This is a genomic window from Amycolatopsis sp. NPDC059021 (assembly GCF_042739895.1).
GTDB lineage: Bacteria > Actinomycetota > Actinomycetes > Mycobacteriales > Pseudonocardiaceae > Amycolatopsis.
Map to the genome: position 1 here is coordinate 1 of NZ_JBHYIQ010000109.1, position 13,803 is coordinate 13,803.

The 13,803-nt window shown below is 69.6% G+C and carries 14 protein-coding genes and 1 pseudogene; 12 read left to right on the plus strand and 3 right to left on the minus strand.

Features of this window, described 5'->3' with window-relative positions; genetic code table 11:
• Positions 1–98: 98 nt before the first annotated feature.
• On the minus strand, positions 99–677 hold the full coding sequence (locus ACFWX1_RS40300) for a hypothetical protein (RefSeq protein ID WP_378395136.1): 579 nt from the start codon (positions 675–677) through the stop codon (positions 99–101).
• Positions 678–793: 116 nt separating this feature from the next.
• Here ACFWX1_RS40300 and ACFWX1_RS40305 point away from each other — a divergent pair, with 116 nt between their 5' ends.
• Both ACFWX1_RS40305 and ACFWX1_RS40310 read left to right on the plus strand, forming a co-directional pair.
• Complete coding sequence (locus ACFWX1_RS40305; protein WP_378395137.1) at positions 794–1,828, plus strand: DUF5937 family protein; 1,035 nt, start codon at positions 794–796, stop codon at positions 1,826–1,828.
• Between the two features lie 43 nt (positions 1,829–1,871).
• Positions 1,872–2,687, plus strand: a pseudogene (locus tag ACFWX1_RS40310) (DUF72 domain-containing protein).
• 25 nt (positions 2,688–2,712) lie between these two features.
• Here ACFWX1_RS40310 and ACFWX1_RS40315 read toward each other — a convergent pair.
• A complete protein-coding gene (locus ACFWX1_RS40315) occupies positions 2,713–3,168 on the minus strand; it encodes an AAA family ATPase (RefSeq protein ID WP_378395138.1) in 456 nt (151 codons plus the stop codon).
• 95 nt (positions 3,169–3,263) lie between these two features.
• Between ACFWX1_RS40315 and ACFWX1_RS40320 the strand changes: the two genes are divergently transcribed.
• The 6 genes from ACFWX1_RS40320 (at position 3,264) to ACFWX1_RS40345 (ending at position 9,072) form a co-directional block, all read left to right on the plus strand.
• Positions 3,264–3,791 (plus strand): YlcI/YnfO family protein, encoded by a 528-nt coding sequence (locus ACFWX1_RS40320; RefSeq protein WP_378395139.1) that lies wholly within the window; start codon positions 3,264–3,266, stop codon positions 3,789–3,791.
• A gap of 75 nt (positions 3,792–3,866) precedes the next feature.
• Entirely contained in the window at positions 3,867–4,712 is an 846-nt protein-coding gene (locus ACFWX1_RS40325) for a DUF4097 domain-containing protein (RefSeq protein WP_378395140.1), read from the plus strand.
• A 39-nt stretch (positions 4,713–4,751) separates the two neighbouring features.
• On the plus strand, positions 4,752–5,750 hold the full coding sequence (locus ACFWX1_RS40330; protein WP_378395141.1) for an ATP-binding cassette domain-containing protein: 999 nt from the start codon (positions 4,752–4,754) through the stop codon (positions 5,748–5,750).
• Entirely contained in the window at positions 5,747–6,577 is an 831-nt protein-coding gene (locus tag ACFWX1_RS40335; protein ID WP_378395142.1) for an ABC transporter permease, read from the plus strand. The genes ACFWX1_RS40330 and ACFWX1_RS40335 overlap by 4 nt, the downstream gene beginning before the upstream one ends.
• Before the next feature lie 29 nt (positions 6,578–6,606).
• The gene (locus ACFWX1_RS40340; RefSeq protein WP_378395144.1) at positions 6,607–7,833 is read left to right on the plus strand and encodes a cytochrome P450; all 1,227 of its coding nucleotides are present in this window, start codon (positions 6,607–6,609) and stop codon (positions 7,831–7,833) included.
• Between the two features lie 27 nt (positions 7,834–7,860).
• Complete coding sequence (locus ACFWX1_RS40345) at positions 7,861–9,072, plus strand: cytochrome P450 (protein ID WP_378395145.1); 1,212 nt, start codon at positions 7,861–7,863, stop codon at positions 9,070–9,072.
• Positions 9,073–9,160: 88 nt separating this feature from the next.
• Here the strand turns inward: ACFWX1_RS40345 and ACFWX1_RS40350 are convergent, their stop codons facing one another.
• Positions 9,161–9,658: a hypothetical protein gene (locus ACFWX1_RS40350; protein ID WP_378395170.1), complete on the minus strand. Its 498-nt coding sequence runs from the start codon at positions 9,656–9,658 to the stop codon at positions 9,161–9,163.
• A gap of 73 nt (positions 9,659–9,731) precedes the next feature.
• Between ACFWX1_RS40350 and ACFWX1_RS40355 the strand changes: the two genes are divergently transcribed.
• The 4 genes from ACFWX1_RS40355 (at position 9,732) to ACFWX1_RS40370 (ending at position 13,683) form a co-directional block, all read left to right on the plus strand.
• Positions 9,732–10,976 carry an aminotransferase class I/II-fold pyridoxal phosphate-dependent enzyme gene (locus ACFWX1_RS40355; RefSeq protein ID WP_378395147.1) on the plus strand — a complete coding sequence of 415 codons (1,245 nt, stop codon included), beginning with the start codon at positions 9,732–9,734 and terminating at the stop codon, positions 10,974–10,976.
• Positions 10,977–11,059: 83 nt separating this feature from the next.
• On the plus strand, positions 11,060–12,028 hold the full coding sequence (locus ACFWX1_RS40360) for a ferritin-like domain-containing protein (protein WP_378395148.1): 969 nt from the start codon (positions 11,060–11,062) through the stop codon (positions 12,026–12,028).
• A 76-nt stretch (positions 12,029–12,104) separates the two neighbouring features.
• Positions 12,105–13,250 carry an FAD-dependent monooxygenase gene (locus ACFWX1_RS40365; protein WP_378395149.1) on the plus strand — a complete coding sequence of 382 codons (1,146 nt, stop codon included), beginning with the start codon at positions 12,105–12,107 and terminating at the stop codon, positions 13,248–13,250.
• Positions 13,251–13,290: 40 nt separating this feature from the next.
• Positions 13,291–13,683 carry a YbjQ family protein gene (locus ACFWX1_RS40370; RefSeq protein ID WP_378395150.1) on the plus strand — a complete coding sequence of 131 codons (393 nt, stop codon included), beginning with the start codon at positions 13,291–13,293 and terminating at the stop codon, positions 13,681–13,683.
• Positions 13,684–13,803 lie beyond the last annotated feature (120 nt).

Here is a 13,803-nt window from a genome sequence, read left to right on the forward strand (position 1 = left end):
CAACGCACCAAAGACCCCCGCTACTTCCACGTCCACAAAGGACAAGCAAGCGAGCACGCGGACGGCGCGGGCAGGTGGAAACCTGCCCGCGCCCGAGCTCAGCAGTTGTTCCTGACGTACCACACGGGGTGCCAGTTGGCGTGCGCGTCCGAGGAGTAGGCGGGGTCGGTCGTGAACACGTGGTTGTGGCTCCTGCCGTACATCGACGTCGTGTAGTGGTGGGTCTGGTTGTTGATCCACGAACCGCCGCTGTTCCAGCCGTCCGGGATTTCGAAGTACGTGCCGCAGGCCGCCCATGTGCGGCCGCTGCCCTCGTAGTTCGCCCTCGGCCAGCCGCAGAAGGCGCCGTAGGAGCACAGGACGAACGGTGTCTTGGCGTCGTTGCCGTCGAGGCCGTCGCCCACCAGGTGGGCGTACTTCTCGCCGGGCAGGGTGTAGGTGATGGTCGAACCGTCCGCGGCCACGACTCTGTTGGCTGCCACTTGTCTTCCGCCTCGCGCCGCGGGGTCGTGGTCGATCGTGCTCTGGAGCTCGGCGGCCTGCGCCGCGGAGAACCCCGCGCTCCGCAGCTGGCCTGTGAAGCCGCCGGAGGCGGCGCCCGCCGGGCTGGTGAGCGTCGCGGCCGCCAGCAATGCCAGCACCGCGCCGCCGCAGAGCAGTCTGATTTTCGAACGCATGAAATCTCCTCGATTTTCGCCGAAGATGATGATTGTGCGAGGAAGGAATCACCCCGTCGCCGCGATTGTGGTGCGGAGTGCGCGGGTGTCACAATGCTTCAAGTTCAGGCTTGAATGTGACTACGCTGGGGGGAGTAGTGCTGCGCATTCGCTGTACCGTGGAAGATCTCCTGCGCGTTTCGATCGCCGAACATCCGGCGCCGCTGGGTGAGCTGACGCTCGCGATGCAGATGCTGCAGCGCCGGGACCCGCATCCGGCGTTCGCTCCGTGGCGGCATCGGATGGCACGGACCTTCGCGGTCGAAGGAAGCCCGCTGGCGCAACTGGTATCGCCACTCGGCGCCGGGCCGCTGTTCCTCGATCCGCCCAGTTCCACGGTGGACGAGGGAGTCGACCGGGTGATGTCGGCCTCGCGGGTCGACGTCCGCGCCGAGCTCGAGCGGGTGTGCGCGATCGACCGGCCTCGTACGCCGTGGGTCCGCGGGCTCGCCGAGCGGGACAAGGAGGCCTGGGAGGTGCTCGAGCGCGCCCTGCGCTCGGCCTATCGCGCCACGCTGGCCGAGGTATGGCCCCGGCTGCGGGCGAGCTTCCACGCCGAAACCGCCTGGCGTGCCCGGGTTCTCGCACGGGACGGCCTGCGCGCCACGTTGACCGGGCTGTCCCCGTCGATCCGGTGGCGGGACATGACACTGGAGATCGACTTCCCCCGGGAGGTCGACATCACGCTCACCGGGCAGGGAATCAGCCTGCAGCCGTCACTGCTGTGGGCCAGTCATCCGCTCGTCGCACGGCACGGCGACGGCCCGCTGGTGCTGATCTACCCGGCACTGACCCCGTTGCCGTTGCTCACTTCCGGCGAGGCCGCCGACCCGCTCTCCGGTCTGCTCGGCGCTACGCGTGCCAGAGCGCTCCGCGCGCTGACGTTCGACCGCACCACCAGTGAACTCGCCAAGGAGTTGTCCGTAACCGTCGCTGCGGCGTCCCTCCAGACCAAGACCCTTCGCGCTGCCGGGCTGGTCGTCTCGCAGCGGGACGGTAAGGCGGTGCGGCACCGCTGCACGCACCTCGGGCTGGACCTGCTCACTTCGGGATGGTCACCCGGCCTCGATGAGGTCATGACCCCGGCGCCGGTGTCGAGGCCGAGAACGTAGGGGGACTAACGTCGCGGGCATGCGGCTTCATGTGGGATGCGCGATGTGGACGCACACCGCCTGGCAGGAGCTGCAGCCGAATCCGCGGGAACGGCTGCGCTCCTAGGCGGGCTGGTGCAACGCGGTGGAGGGCAACACCACCTTCTACGCGACACCCGCGCGGAACACCGTCCAGACCTGGGCGAACCAGACCACCCCCGAGTTCCGGTTCGTGGTCAAACTGCCGAAAACCATTACGCACGAACGACGATTGACCGGCGCCGAGGCCGAACTGCGGGCGTTCCTGCACGCGATCGAACCGCTCGGGCCGCGCGCCCACGCGGTGTGGCTGCAACTGCCCGCGTCCTTCGGACCGACCGATCTCGGTGTGCTGGCGGGGTTTCTGCGGCAGTTGCCGCCGGCTCACCGGTACACCGTCGAAGTCCGGCATCCCGCGTTCTTCGACGACGAGAAGGCCGCGCGGCAACTGGAGTACGTGCTGGGGCGGGTCGGCGCCGAATGGATGCCGTTCGACACCACGACGTTGTTCGCCGCGCGACCGGTCAGCCCCGGCGAACGCGAGGCCTGGGCGAAGAAGCCACGGGTGGCGCGTCGCACTCGCGCCCTCACCGAATATCCGATCGTGCGCTACCACGGGCGTGACGACGTCGACGCCACCGTCGCGGGCTGGCGGCCGTGGATCGACGTCGTCACCGCGTGGCTGCGCGAGGGCCGTTCGCCGACGGTGTTCCTCCATACGCCCGACAACGCCGGATCGCTGATGCTGGCCCGTCGATTCCACGACGAAGTACGCGCTGGGCTGCCCGAGTTGGAGCCGCTGCCCGAACCCGAGTCGCACGAGCCGATGACGTTGTTCTGACCCACGTCGTCAGCGGAGGCGGGTGTCAGAGCACATGCTCGAGAACGATGTCGGCCACTCGCCCGACCGGCACCGTCGTGACCACCTCGAGCGTGGCGGACTCCCGGAGCAGCGGCTCCACGGTCTCGAGATAGCCGAGCGTCTCGGCGAGTTCCGCCGAGGTTTTCCCGTAGGGATTGGTCGTCCGGGCGGCCAGCCGCTCGACGAGGACGTCGGCCGGAGCGCTGAGCAGCACGATGTGGTCGAAGCGGGGATAGAACAGGACCTGGTTCCGCGTTGTGCCCTGCACGAACAGGGGCGCGGCGGAAACCTCGGAAAGCAGGGCGTCGATCCGGTCCACGCGCCAGAGCCGTTCGCCGTCGATCGTTTCGTGGTAGCCGCCGTAGTCGGTGTCGACGGTCCGGTGACCCCGTGCCGCGAGTTCGTCCAGCAGCGTGCTCTTACCCGTTCCCGACATCCCGGTGACCAGTACCCGCTTCACTCCGCACACCGTAGTGGCACGCGCCGGTGCCACGTGTGGCACCTTCTGAGCCAACATGGCTTGCAGTGGTGCCACTCGTGTGCCATAGTGGTGCCATGGACTTGACCTCGTATGTACGCAATCTCGGAAGTGAGTTCGCCACCCTGGCCGAAGCGGGTGGCGAGGAGTCGCGTGCGCTGGTCGAGCGCCTGACCGGGTCGCTCGAATCGGCGATCCGGATGACGTTGCTGGACGCGCTGGCGGCCGCCGCCGACGAGATCACCCGGGACCTGGCTCCGGGATCGGTGGAGGTGCGCCTGCGGGGACGTGATCCGAACTTCGTGGTGACCACGCCGCCCGCCGAAGGGGGGCCGGACGCGGCCGAGGCCGAGGCACCGGCGGCCGAGCCGGACGACGGCCCGCCGATCGCCGAGGACGGCCCCACCGCGCGGATCAACGTGCGCCTCCCGGAGCAGCTCAAGGCCGCGGTCGAGGAGGCGGCCGCCAAGGAGGGCCGCTCGGTCAACGCCTGGCTGGTCCGCGCGGCCACGACCGCGCTGCGGCAGTCCGGCCGCGAGCAGCAGCATCCCGAGTCGTACGCGGGTAAATGGAGCAAGCAGAAGTACACCGGCTGGGTGCGCTAGCCACCGGAGCCGCTTTCCAGCACCACGTCCCTGACCTGCGGGGACGCCTCACCTACCCATTCCGAGGGGACACCTATGCCCATTTTCGACACACCCGAACCGATTTCCGTGACGCTCGAACTCGGTGTCGGCGATGTGCGGTTCAGCGCGAGCGACCGCGCCGACACGGTCGTCGAAGTGCGTCCGACCAACCCAGCCGACGAGTCCGACGTGAAGGCCGCGGGCCAGGTCCGCGTCGAGTACGCGAACGGCAGGCTGCAGATCAAGGGGCCGAAGGCCAGGGCGTTCGACTTCTCCCGCAAGACCAGGTCGGTCACGGTGTCCATCGACCTGCCCGCCGGCTCGCACGTGGCGGGCGACGCGCAGGTCGGGGGCTTCCGTGCCACGGGCAGGCTCGGCGAGTGCCGGCTGAAGACCTCGGTCGGGGACTTCCAGTTCGAGCACACCGGCTCGCTGCGACTGGACACGTCGACCGGCCACGTCACCGTGGACGGCGTCGCGGGCAATGCCGACATCCACACCAGCTCGGGGAAGGTCCGCATCGGCGAGGTCGAGGGCTCCGCGGTCGTCAAGAACTCCAATGGCAACACCGAGTTCGACGCGGTCGCCGGTGACGTCCGGGCGCGGGCGGCCAACGGCGACATCTTCGTCGGCCGGGCGGGCGCGGGGGTCGACGCGAAGACGGCCAACGGCGGCATCCGTATCGGCGAGGTGGTCCGCGGTTCGGTCACGCTCGCGACTTCGATGGGCGACCTCGAGGTCGGCATCGCCGAAGGCACCGCCGCCTGGCTCGAGGTGCACACCGGCTTCGGGCAGGTGCACAACCTGATGGAGAGCGCCACCCGGCCGGGGGAGTCCGACGAGACCGTCGAGGTGCGTGCCCGCACCTCCTACGGCGACATCACCATCCGCCGTTCCTGATCCCTTTTCGCTTACCTGCCAACCTTTCCAGGGGGAACCATGACCATCGACCACGCCCGCTCCGCGATCGCGGTGAAGGGACTGCGCAAATCGTACGGCGATCACGTCGTGCTCGACGGGCTCGACCTGAACGTGCCGCAGGGCACGGTCTACTCGCTGCTCGGCGCGAACGGCGCCGGGAAGACCACCACGGTCAAGATCCTGTCCACTCTGATCAACGCCGACGCGGGGGAGGCCAGGGTCGCGGGTCACGACCTGACGCGCGAACCCGACGCGGTGCGTGCCGCGATCGGCGTCACCGGCCAGTTCTCGGCGGTGGACAACCTGCTCACCGGCGAAGAGAACCTGCGCATGATGGCGGATCTGAACCACCTCGGCCGGGCCGAGGGCAGGCGGCGTACCACCCAGCTGCTGGAGCAGTTCGACCTGGTCGCCGCGGCCGGGAAGCCGGCGTCGAGCTACTCCGGGGGGATGCGGCGGCGGCTCGACCTCGCGATGACCCTGGTCGGCAGCCCGCGGGTGATCTTCCTCGACGAGCCGACCACCGGCCTGGATCCGCGCAGCCGCCGGAGCATGTGGCAGATCGTCCGGGAACTCGTGATCAGCGGCGTCACCATCTTCCTGACCACGCAGTACCTGGAGGAGGCCGACGAACTGGCCGACAAGATCGGCGTCCTCGACCACGGCCGGCTCGTCGCCGAGGGGACCGCGGACGAGCTGAAGCGCCGCATCCCCGGCGGGCACGTCCGCCTGCGGTTCGCCGACACCCACGGCCTCGACGCCGCGACGCGGCTACTGGGCGAGGTCTCGCACGACAACGACGCGCTCGCGCTGCGCGTGCCCAGCGACGGCAGCCTCCGCTCACTGAAGCACCTGATCGACAGCCTCGACGAGCGTGCCATCGAGGTCGACGAGCTGTCGGTGCACACCCCCGACCTCGACGACGTTTTCCTTGCCCTCACCGGAAATCCGAAGGACTCCGGCACCCAGACCACCACGAACGAGAACTCCCAGAACGGGAAGGTGACCATCCGATGAGCACCGCAGCTCACGCACTCGCCGGGCCGGCTCCCGCCGCCCTCCGGTTTCACCCGCTGCGCGACTCGGCGACGATGCTGCGCCGCAACCTCAAGCGCATGATCCGTTATCCGTCGATGACCGTGCAGCTGATCGGGATGCCGATCATCTTCCTGCTGCTGTTCGTCTACGTCTTCGGCGGCACGATGGGAGCGGGGCTCGGCGGAGCCGCCGGCGGGCGCGCCGAGTACGTCAACTACCTGGCGCCGGGGATTCTCCTGATGACGATCACGGCCACGGTCCAGGGGACCACGGTCTCGGTCGCGATGGACATGACCGAAGGCATCATCGCCCGGTTCCGCACCATGCACATCGCCCGCGTCTCGGTGCTGACCGGGCACGTGCTGGGCAGCGTGATCCAGGCGGTGCTGAGCACGGCAGTCGTGACCGGCGTGGCGCTGCTCGTCGGTTTCCGGCCCGCCGCGGGGGCCGGCGCGTGGTTCGCACTGGCCGGTTTCCTGCTGGTGGTGACGTTCGCGCTCGTCTGGCTCGCGGTCGCGCTCGGCCTGGTGAGCAAGAGCGTCGAGTCCTCGAGCAACATCCTGCTGCCGTTGATGCTGCTGCCGTTCCTCGGCAGCGGGTTCGTGCCCACCAGCTCGATGCCCGCCGGCCTGCGCTGGTTTGCCGAGTACCAGCCGTTCACGCCGATCATCGAAACCATGCGCGGCCTGCTGATGGACAAGCCGCTCGGGAACCACTGGTGGATCGCGCTCAGCTGGTGCGCCGTCATCGCCCTCGGCAGCTACCTCTGGTCGAAAAAGCTGTTCAACCGCGAGTACTCCCGCTGAGCAAGTCTCCCGCCACGTAAGGAAAACCGATGACTCAAACGGTTCCCATCCCGCAGGGACTTCCGATGGAACGCGACGCGGGCCCGTTCGACCCACCCAGCGCACTCACCGCGCTGCGCGAGGCGCGTCCGGTCAGTCCCTTGATCTTTCCCGACGGGCACGCCGGCTGGCTCGTCACCGGCTATGACGAGGTCCGTCAGCTGCTGGCCGACACCCGGTTCAGCTCCCGCCAGGACATCGGCATCATCCACCTGCCCTACGAGACCCCCGGCATGCCCGTCCAGACCGAGCCGTCCCCGCAGACACCGGGCATGTTCGTCGCCATGGACCCGCCGGATCACACCCGGTTGCGGCGCAAGCTCACCGGCGCCTTCACCGTGCGGCGCATGAAACAGCTCGAAGAACAGATCGCCGAGATCACCGAGCGGCAACTGGACGAAATGGCGCGGCTGGCCCCGCCGGTCGACCTGGTCAAGGAATTCGCGTTGCCGGTTCCGTCGCTGGTGATCTGCGCGCTGCTCGGTGTCCCGTACACCGACCGGGACACCTTCCAGGTCAACACCTCCAAGTTCCTGGAAAAGGACGTGACGCTCGAGGACAAGATGGCCGCGTACGAGGCGATGACCTCGTACCTGGCCGAACTGGTCACGCGCAAACGTGCCGAACCCGGCGACGACATCCTGTCGGATCTGGCCCGCGATGCGGACCTCAGCATCGAAGAGCTGGTCGGGGTGGCCTTCCTGCTGCTGTTCGCGGGTCATGAGACCACCGCCAACATGCTGGGGCTGGGCACTTTCGCGCTCCTGGAACACCCCGAGCAGCTGGCCGAACTGCGTGCCGACCCGGACCTGATGCCCGACGCCGTCGAGGAACTCCTGCGTTATCTGTCCATTGCGGACATCTTCTACCGCTACGCCGCCGAGGACATCGAACTCGGCGGGGAAACCATCCGCGAGGGATCGACCGTCGTCGTCGCCCTGCTGGCCGCCAACCGCGACCCCCGGCGTTTCGACGACCCCGGCACGCTGGACTTCCACCGCAACGCCCGCGGTCACCTGTCCTTCGGCCACGGCGTCCACCAGTGCCTCGGCCAGCAGCTGGCCCGTATCGAGATGCGTGCCGGTTTCACCGGGCTGCTGCGGCGTTTCCCGAGCTTGAAGCTCGCCGTTCCGGCCGGCGACGTGAAGCTCAAGACCGACATGAACATCTACGGCGTCCACGAACTGCCCGTCACCTGGACGGCCACGGAGCGCTGACCCAGCGCGTACGAGAGGGAGAGCACGATGCAGAACGAAGCGATCGCCGGCCTCACCGAGTTTCCCGTGGCCCGTCCCGCGGGATGCCCGTTCGACCCGCCCGCCGAACTGAGCCGGATCCGCGATCAGCGTCCGCTGACCCGGCTGACCTATCCCGACGGGCACGTCGGCTGGCTCGTCACCGGCTACGAGGAGGTCCGCGCGGTACTGGCCGACCGGCGGTTCAGCTCGCGGTACGAGCTGTCGCACTATCCGATGCCGGGTGGGGAGAGCGTCGAGATACCGTCCGCGCCGCCCGGCGACCTGACCGGCATCGACGACCCGGAGCACGCCCGCCTCCGGAAACTGCTCACCGCCCGGTTCACCGTGCGCCGGATGCGGCAGCTCACCGACCACGTCGAGCAGATCACCGCCGAGCACCTGGACGCCATGGAACGGCAGGGCCCGGAGGTCGATCTGGTCCAGGCGTACGCGCATCCGATTCCCGCGGTGATGATCTGCGAACTGCTCGGCGTTCCCTATGCCGACCGCGCGACCTTCCAGAGTTACGCGGCGTCGGTGAACAACGTGGACAGCACTCCGGAGGAGATGATGGCCGCGTACGGCGCGCTGATGGAGTACGTGGGTCAGCTGGTCCCCGCCAAGCGTGCCCAGCCCACCGACGACATCCTCAGCGAGCTGACCACCAGCGATCTCACCGACGAGGAACTGGCCGGCCTCGGCACGTTCCTGCTGGGGGCGGGGCTCGACACCACCGCCAACATGCTCGCGCTCGGTACTTTCGCGTTGCTGCGCAACCCCGAGCAGGCCGCCGCGCTGCGCGCCGATCCGGGCATCGCCGAGGGGGCCGTCGAGGAACTGCTGCGCTACCTGAGCATCACCCACACCGGGATACGGGCGGCGCTGGAGGACGTCGAGCTGGGCGGAGAGGTGATCAAGGCGGGGGAGTCGGTCACGATCTCGATGCAGACCGCCAACCGTGACCCGCGGAAGTTCGCCGATCCCGACAGCCTCGACCTGACGCGGAAGGCGACCGGGCACCTGACCTTCGGCCACGGCATCCACCAGTGCCTCGGCCAGCAGCTGGCCAGGGTCGAAATGCGCGTCGCCTTCCCGGCGCTGTTCACTCGCTTCCCGACGCTGCGGCTGGCCGTCCCGCCCGAGGACGTCCCGCTGCGTCCGGACCACCAGAACATCTACGGCGTCCGGCGGCTTCCGGTCACCTGGGACCGGGGGTAGGTAAGGGGGACCGGCGGGGGGGGGGGCCGGGCGCGGGCCCCGCGCGCGCGCGCCGCGCCCCCCCCCCCCCGCGCCGGGATTTTCCGCTTCAGCCGTCCCAGAGGTCGCCGCCCTGTTTCAGCACCACGAGATCCGAGGCCGAGGACACCGGCCAGAGGTCGAGCACGTACCGCAGATGGTCGCCGTACTCGAAGTCGTTCCACTCCGCGTCCGGTGGCCCGGCCTGCAGGTACGACACCCGCACCCGGTACCGGCCCGGTGCCACCGGCAGGTGCCGCTGCTGGCCCGGATAGTCCGCCGGGCCGAACAGGGACAGCTCCCCGGACGGCACGTCGAGATCGGCCTCCACCACGTGATCCGCGTCGGCGAGCAGCGCGGGAGGCGCGTCGTCCACGTGCACGATCACCTCGACGAGGTCCGAGCGGGCCGTGGCGATCGAAAGCGAATGAGGTTCGGTTCCGATCCGGTGCCGGGTGACCGCCTCGTCGGTCCAGACTTCCCGCCGCGGGTGCGTACGCAGCCACGACTGGTGGGAAGCCTTGTCCCGCAAGGAGAACTGCCGGTAGTCGGCGTGCACGACGAACATCACGGGACGCAGCGTAACGACCTGAAAACGGACCAGCCGACGGCGGCTGGGCCGACGGGGTTAGCGTTACCCCATGACCACTGCTTCTGTCGACGCCGACAGCGCCCGCCGGGATTACGCGGCGCTGGTCGAGCGAGGTCTCCGCCTCGACATCACCCGCGGCAAGCCGTCCCCCCGGCAGCTGGACCTCTCGGCCGAGCTGCTCTCGCTCCCGAACGGCGCCCACACCGCCGAAGACGGCACCGACGTGCGCAACTACGGCGGGCTCAAGGGCCTGACCGAGCTCCGGCGCATCTTCGCCCCCGCGCTCGGGGTCCCGGCCGAGCAGCTGCTGGCCGCGGGCAACTCCAGCCTCGAGCTGATGCACGACGCCACCGTGCACGCGCTGCTCAGCAAGCTTCCCGGCGCCGAGCGCCGCTGGGCCGACGAGCCGCGGATCGCCTTCCTCTGCCCGGTTCCCGGCTACGACCGCCACTTCAACCTTTCGGCGCGGTTCGGCATCGAGCTGATCCAGGTGCCGATGACCGAGTCCGGCCCCGACATGGACGTCGTCGAGCGGCTCGTCGCCGAGGACGCCGGCATCAAGGGCATCTGGTGCGTGCCGAAGTACAGCAACCCGACCGGCGTCACCTTCAGCGACGACACGGTCCGCAGGCTGGCCACGATGAGCACCGCCGCGCCGGACTTCCGGATCTTCTGGGACAACGCCTACGCGGTGCACCACCTGACCGACACCGAGCCGGAGCTCGCCGACATCCTCGCGCTGGCCACCGAAGCGGGCAACGCCGACCGCGTGTTCGTGTTCGGGTCCACCTCGAAGATCACCCTCGCCGGTTCCGGCGTCGGGTTCTTCGGCGCGTCGCAGGCGAACATCGACTGGTGGACGGCGCTGGTCGGCAAGCGGACCATCGGCCCGGACAAGGTCAACCAGCTGCGGCACGCGATGTTCCTGCGCGACGCCGACGGCGTCCGCGCGCTCATGCGCAAGCACGCGGAGATCATCGCGCCGAAGTTCGCCGCGGTGGACCGCATCTTCACCGAGGAGCTCGGCGGCACCGGGCTGGCGTCGTGGACGAAGCCGCTCGGCGGGTACTTCGTCACGCTGACCGTGCCCGAGGGCACCGCGAAGGAGGTCGTGCGGCTGGCCAAGGAGGCCGGGATCGCGCTGACCCCCGCCGGGGCCACTCACCCGCACGGTGACGACCCCGCCGACGCGACCATCCGGATCGCGCCGACGTTCCCCGAGCTGGCCGAGGTCGAAGAGGCACTCCGCGGCGTCGCGGTCTGCGTCCGCCTCGCCGCCGCGCAGAAGAGCTGAGCTTTTCCGGACACGGGACCGAACCTCTCGCGTGCCTGCTCCGAAGCCCCTGCGGGTGGGTGAGCAGCCAGAGAGGACTTCCCGTGTTCGGAAAACGCTACGTGCGGCATCTGGTCTCCCGCAGCGCGGAGAACGCCACCGATCGCCGCCGCTTCCTCAGGACCGCGGGAGCGGCGGGGCTCGGGCTCGTCGGAGCCGGGTACCTCGGCAGCACCCTGTCGGTGGCTTCGGCGGGTGCGCCGTCCGCGGCCGAGCAGGCCGCCGCCAAGGGGGCCGACGGTGCCGCGAGTGACGCCGCCGTCCTGAACTTCGCCCTGAACCTGGAGTACCTGGAAGCCAACCTGTACTCGTTCGCGGTCTCCGGGTACGGCCTGCCCGTCCAGCTGACCGGCGGCGTCGGGAAGCTGGGCGGGGTGGCAGGCGGCCACGCGGTGCAGTTCAAGAGCCAGGCCGTCCGGCAGATCGCGCAGGAGATCGCGGGCGACGAGATCGCGCACGTGAACTTCCTGCGCCAGGCACTGGGCAACCAGGCGGTCGCGCAGCCACAGATCGACTTCCAGAACAGCTTCACCGCGGCGGCACAGGCGTCCGGGCTGATCAAGCAGGGCCAGACGTTCGACCCGTTCGCCAGCGAGAACAACTTCCTGCTCGCCGCGTTCCTCTTCGAGGACGTCGGGGTCACCGCGTACAAGGGCGCGGCACCGCTCATCACCAACAAGACGTTCCTCGACGCCGCGGCGGGCATGCTCGCCGTCGAGGCCTACCACGCCGGGATCGTCCGCTCGCAGCTGTTCGAGCGCGGCCTCGGCGAGGTGACGAACAAGCTGTCCGACGCGCGCGACGGCCTCGACGGCAAGGGCGACGACGACCAGGGCGTGCTCGTGGGCGGCCGGGCGAACCTGGTACCCGCCGACGGCAACGGCATCGCCTTCGGCCGCGGCGCCGACCGGGTGCTCAACATCGCCTACCTGACCAAGGACAAGGCGACCTCCGGCGGGTTCTACCCGGCGGGCGTCAACGGCGATATCAACGCCTCCGGCGCGGCCTCCTGACTCCTTCGCGTGCCGCCGGGTACCGGTACGGTCGGTGACGGCGGCACGCGGGCCGCCCGGCGGGGAAGGGGACAGGGTGCGGGTGCTGATCGCGGGCGGCGGGGTCGCGGGCGCGGCCACGGCGATGGCGGTGCGGCGTGCCGGGCACGAACCGGTCGTCTTCGAGGCGCACCGCGGCGGCGGCGCGGACGCGGGCGCGTTCCTGGTGCTCATGGCCAACGGCATGGCGGCGTTGCGGGAGATCGGGGCGGACGGACCGGTCGCCGAAGCGTCGGTCGCCTCCACCGGTCTCGAACTCGTCGCGCCCGACGGGACGATCGCGGCGAATCGGTCCTATGAGGACGGTTCGGGGCCGAGGACGATCACGCGTGCCGCGCTCTACCGCGTGCTGCAGGAAGAGGCGGTCCGGCGCGGAATCCCGGTCCGGCACGGCAAACGGCTCGTCGGCGCGGAGCACGGCGCCGACGGTGTGACCGCGTGGTTCGCGGACGGCACCTCGGCCACCGGCGACATCCTGGTCGGCGCGGACGGCCTGCGTTCGCTGGTGCGCCGGCTGATCGACCCGGCGGTCCCCGAACCGCGCTACACCGGGATCAGCGTGGTGTACGGCTACGCCCGCGACGTCGCGGCCGCGCCCGGGATCTACCGGATGGTCCAGGGCCGGTTCGCCGCGTTCGGCTGCACCACCGGCCCGGACAGGGTGACGTCCTGGTTCGCCCGCGTCCCCGACACCGAGCGGAGCCGCGAGGAGATCGCCGCGACAACGCCCGCCGGATGGCGCGAGCTGGCTTCGTCGGTATTTTGCGGGACACCCGCACCCGGTCGGCAGCGGGAGCAGGCTTCGCCAGGATATGCCCCCGCTGCCTCCGATTTTCGCGGAGAATCCTTGCCCCCGGCCGAAATCATCGCGGCGAGCGGGGACGAGGTGTTCGGTGATCACGCGTACGACCTTCCCTCGGTGCCGAACTGGTCGACGCCGCGGATGGTCCTGGTGGGCGACGCGGTCCACGCCTTTTCGCCCGCGGCGGCCGCGGGCGCGTCGATGGCGATCGAGGACGCCGCCACCCTCGCCGAATGCCTGCGTACCCAGCCGGACGCACCAGCCGCCTTCGCTGCTTACGAGGCGGAACGCCGCGAACCCATGGAGAAGCTGGTGGCCGCGGCGCTGACCCACGACGCCGAACGCGTCGCGGCGTACCGGGCGGGGACGCGCCGACGCTGAAATCTCCGCGTGCTTTCCCGGTCGCCGATACGATCCGGCCATGACGCGACCCGATCCGCAGCAATTCCCGGTCCTCCTGTCGACCATGAACGATCTGCCCGGCTATCGGGTGACTCGGGTCTACGGCGAGGTTTTCGGTCTCACCGTGCGCAGCCGCAACGTGTTTTCGAACATCGGCGCGGGCTTCAAGGCGATGGCGGGCGGTGAGCTCAAGGGCCTGTCGAAGCTGCTGGCGGATTCCCGGAACGAGGCGCTGCTCCGGCTTTCGCAGGAGGCCATGTCGTACGGCGCGAACGCGGTCCTCGCGCTCCGCTTCGACTGCAACGAGATCGCCCAGACCGCCAGCGAGATCGCCGCCTACGGCACCGCCGTCTACGTCGTTCCCGAGGACGGCACGCCCCAGCAGCAGGCTCAGCCGCCGCAGGCCCAGTAGTCCACAAAGGACAGCAAAGCCGTGAAGGCCTCCTTCACAGCGCTCACCCCGGTGGAGGGGGGGGTGACCGGCAGCGCCGCGGCATTTGTGTGCACGCGGAGCTGGTGGCCCCGGGGTTAG